The sequence below is a fragment of the Streptomyces spiralis genome (assembly GCF_014654675.1).
Taxonomy (GTDB): Bacteria; Actinomycetota; Actinomycetes; order Streptomycetales; family Streptomycetaceae; genus Streptomyces; species Streptomyces spiralis.
Genome location: NZ_BNBC01000115.1, coordinates 1 through 3,696 on the forward strand (window position 1 = coordinate 1; position 3,696 = coordinate 3,696).

The window sequence follows — 3,696 nt, forward strand, 5'->3', positions numbered from 1 at the left end:
GCCCAAGTTGCCGAGGCCATGCGCCTGGCCGAGTCCGGCACGGTCAGCGGCAAGGTCGTCCTCGTGCCGTAGCCGCCACGCTCCCGGCGGTCGGCCCTTCGTCCCTGTTCCGCAGGAGCCCGGCCATGCCTGCCGCCCTGCTCGCGAAGGCCGCGACCCCACCCGCCACACAGGTGACGTGTCTGTCGTCAGGAACCTCGCCGCTCCCCGGCCGGCTCACCGCAAGGGCCTGAGTCAGGGCTTGCGTGCCACAGCCGCGTACAGACTGATGTCCCCCTCCCGGACATCGTTGATGTCGTGGTACTTGATGCGGTCGATCGGCTCCAAGGACGCCAGGGTCTCGGGGTCCGGCGCCGGCAGGACGTGGGCGGCGTGATCGGGACGCCACAGGTGGACCGGGACGACGCCGGGGTCGAGGAGATCCAGACCGCTGTCGGCGAAGAAACGCTCGACCTGGTTCTTCGAGCGGTGGACGAAGGTCAGGCCCTGGGCCTTCAACGTCCTGACGATCTCCTCGCTGCGCCGGTCGAGGTCCCCGGTGAGATGGGTGAGCACCAGCCAGCTCCCGGACGGCAGGGCGTCCACGAGCTTCTCGACGATGCCGTACGCGGCCTCGTCCTCGACGAAGTGCAGCACGGCGACCAGCAGCAGGGCGACGGGCCGGTTGAAATCCAGAACGCGCGCTGCCTCGCTCAAAAATGTGCGCCGGGTGGTGGATGTCGGCTTCGATGTAGTGAGCCCTGCCCTCCGGGCTGCTGACGAGCAGAGCGTCGGCATGGGCGAGCACGATCGGGTCGTTGTCGACATACACCACCCGTGACTTGGGCGCGATCCGCTGCGCGACCTCGTGCACGTTCTCTTGCGGGGGCAGGCCCGCGCCGACATCCAGGAACTGCCGTGCACCCCCCTGCTCGACCAGCATCGTCACCGCACGGCGCAGGAAATCGCGGTTGTGTCGCGCGGTGAGAAAGCCCCGCGGGTTGTGCGCCAACGCGGCCGCGGCGGCCGCCCTCCACCGGGTAGTTGTCCTTGCCGCCCAGAAGAGCGTCGTAGACATGGGCCGGATGCGGCGTCGATCCTGCGATGCAGCTCCTCACTGCTGAGATCGCGGGCCTCACCAGTCATGGCGTCTCTGTCGGGGACTGGTACTGTACAGAGCCCGGTGCAGGGCGAGTTGCGGAACAATCTAATGCCCGCAGGGCCCTGGTCGGCCGCCCGATGCCGGTTACCGGGGCATCTTCGAACCGGCGCCGTCGAGCAGCAGCTTCGCTGCCACCGTCGTCCGCCGGTGTTGCTCGCTGGTGGCCGGGCCACGGGTGGCAACGGACGGCGGAAGCGGCACCGGGTAGCGCAGGCTTCCTGCGTTTCTCAATGAGACATCGAGATCGATGAACCGTTCACGCGCTCCTGCCGTTACTTGGACGAACACGGTGACAGGACTGTCCCGCGTCCTTGAGGTGACCATCCGTGCCGGATGGTGATCAGGCGGGCGACGCGGCATCACAACGTGTGGGGAGTCGCCGGGGCGTGAGGGGACAGCCGTCAGTACAAGCGAGTACTCAGCAGATTGCGAGGAGTTCTTCCATGGTGCGTGCAGCACGCCGACTGCTCTGTGTCGCAGCCTTGAGTCTGGTCGCCCTCGTCGGCACTACCGCGACGGCGAGCGCGGTTACCTGGGTCTACCACAGTCACTACGCAACGTACGGAGACTGCGAGCAGGCATGGCAGAACATGCACGCGGGATCGATAGTCGCGGGTCCGCACCAATGCCTGCAGGACGCGTCCTCCGGCAGGTGGCTCCTCTGGTACTACGTGTAGGGGCGGTTCCTGCGCGCTGCAGTAGCCGGTCGTCCGTCCGTCACGGCGTCGCGATCCCCGCCTTGGAGACCCCAGCGGCCGGACGCTGGTCAACGTCCTCGCGGACACCCCTCGGCAGCCACAGTTTGCGGTGCCTTACTCGTCGTGGCCGGGTTGCGTCTCGGAACTGCTCTTGAGCTGCGGGGCCTGTTCCGGAATGCCGGCGGTGACGTAGAAGACCGAACGGCCCTGCCGAGTACGCCTCACCTGGCCTTTGGCCACGAGTCCTTCGAGGGTCGTGCGCACCACAGTGGTCTTGATGTGCCGTTCGGGATGAGCCTGGCCGAGTGCGGTGGTGACTTCCGCTGCGGAGCGGGGTTCGTTCTGTTCGGCGACATGTTCGCGGACGAGGTCCACCAGCTTGGGCTGGTCCCGTCCTGTGGGTGCAGCCTGGCGGCCGGCCGGCTTCGGGCGGCCGGGTGCGGCAGCGATCCTCTTGGTCCGCGCCGCCTTGCTCGGGCCGGAGGCGGCCTTCCTACGGCGAGTCGGCTCCGTCGGGGTGGGAGCGGACAGGGCCGGGGCGGCACTCAGGACCTGTTGCACACTCTGCAGCATGGCATGGTCATGCTGCAGGGAGGCCAACTTCTCCTGGAGCGCAGCGATTTCCGCGTTGACCCGTTCCTGTTCTTTGACGTTGCGTTCGAGGTCGTTGGTCACCTGGGCGGAGTACAGCGATGCCAGGTTGCCGGCGGCTGCGGTGTTCTCGAGCATGACGCTGACCTTCTCCCACGTGCGGCCGTAGGCACCTGCGGAGGCCCTTGAAGAGCCGGATGAGTGCCTCGCGGTTGGTGTCGTTGCACGGACGGCGACCTGTCCGCCGCCGCGTGCCTGGGCGTAGCGATAGTACAGATCAGCGGGAACTTCGCCGAGCCCGAGTGTCGCAGTGGGTGACAGGGGCAGGCCGGCCTCGGAGAGGGACCGAACCGCGTCGTACGGGAAAGAACAAGTGAGCATCACGGGAACCGCCCGGACCGGACGCCCGAGAGAAGTGGAGACGGCCTTCTGGCTGTCACTCGTGACAGTCGTCCTTAGCATGGCCGTCTGGGCACTGGGGGCGTTCGTCGTCTCTCCGACGGGATTCGAAGAGATGCGTCAGGAGATGGGGCAGCACGGCGCGGTGGCGCAGATGCTCACGTCCGCCGGCTTCCTGCTGGTCGACACCGCGCTTCGGGTGGTCGTCGCCTTTCGGATGCGCGCGGGTCGCAATTGGGCGCGGCTCGTGCTGACCGCTCTCGGCGTTCTCGGCATGTTCCTTCTCCTCGCCACCATGAGCATGGACGGCCTCGGGTGGGAGACGGTCACCGAGAGCATCGGCGACCTTCCGCTGTCCGACAGTGTCCTGAGTCTGCTGGATGCTTGCGTCATCATGCTGATGTTCCTGCCGACGGCCAACGCGTACTTCTCCACGCGGTCGCGGACCGACTGAAAAAGGGGCTCGGCGATCCGTTGTCGGCACAAGTCGAAGCGGAACTTCCCGAACCACCCATGAACAGACAATGCCGAGACGGCACGAAGTAGTTGCAATACATCTCCGCGCAATGGAAGCGAGGCGTTGATGCCCTGGAGAAGTTCGAGCACGAAGCGCATGGCTTTGGTGCAGTTGGTCATCAGCTGTCTGCTCACTCCGGGCCTCGTCGCATGTGACGGATCCGGGGGCACCACCAGGGAGCGCGCGATCGTCGTCGGCACCACGGACCGGTTCGCCGCCTCCAAGGAAGCCCCCGCGCCCCTCGACCCGGCATACGCATACGACATCGGCACCTGGAACGTCCTGCGCCAGACGGTGCAGACCCTGATGATCATGCCCAAGGGCGACGGCAACCCCGTCCCCGAGGCCGC

General features: G+C 66.9%; 2 protein-coding genes and 2 pseudogenes. 2 read left to right on the forward strand and 2 right to left on the reverse strand.

Features of this window, described 5'->3' with window-relative positions; all coding sequences use genetic code 11:
* Positions 1–234 precede the first annotated feature (234 nt).
* Positions 235–1,125, reverse strand: a pseudogene (locus IE318_RS44115) (SAM-dependent methyltransferase).
* Positions 1,126–1,953: 828 nt separating this feature from the next.
* Positions 1,954–2,568: a BlaI/MecI/CopY family transcriptional regulator gene (locus IE318_RS44120; RefSeq protein ID WP_189908455.1), complete on the reverse strand. Its 615-nt coding sequence runs from the start codon at positions 2,566–2,568 to the stop codon at positions 1,954–1,956.
* Positions 2,569–2,845: 277 nt separating this feature from the next.
* On the opposite strand from IE318_RS44120, the gene IE318_RS44125 reads away from it, so the two are divergent.
* On the forward strand, positions 2,846–3,283 hold the full coding sequence (locus tag IE318_RS44125; RefSeq protein WP_189908456.1) for a hypothetical protein: 438 nt from the start codon (positions 2,846–2,848) through the stop codon (positions 3,281–3,283).
* A gap of 159 nt (positions 3,284–3,442) precedes the next feature.
* Positions 3,443–3,696: pseudogene (locus IE318_RS44130) on the forward strand (ABC transporter substrate-binding protein); the annotation flags it as partial.

What these genes read in the sequence shown, in the direction of transcription:
- IE318_RS44120 (WP_189908455.1), bottom strand. Translation starts at nt 2,568, where the DNA reads ATGCTCGAGAACACCGCAGCCGCCGGCAACCTGGCATCGCTGTACTCC.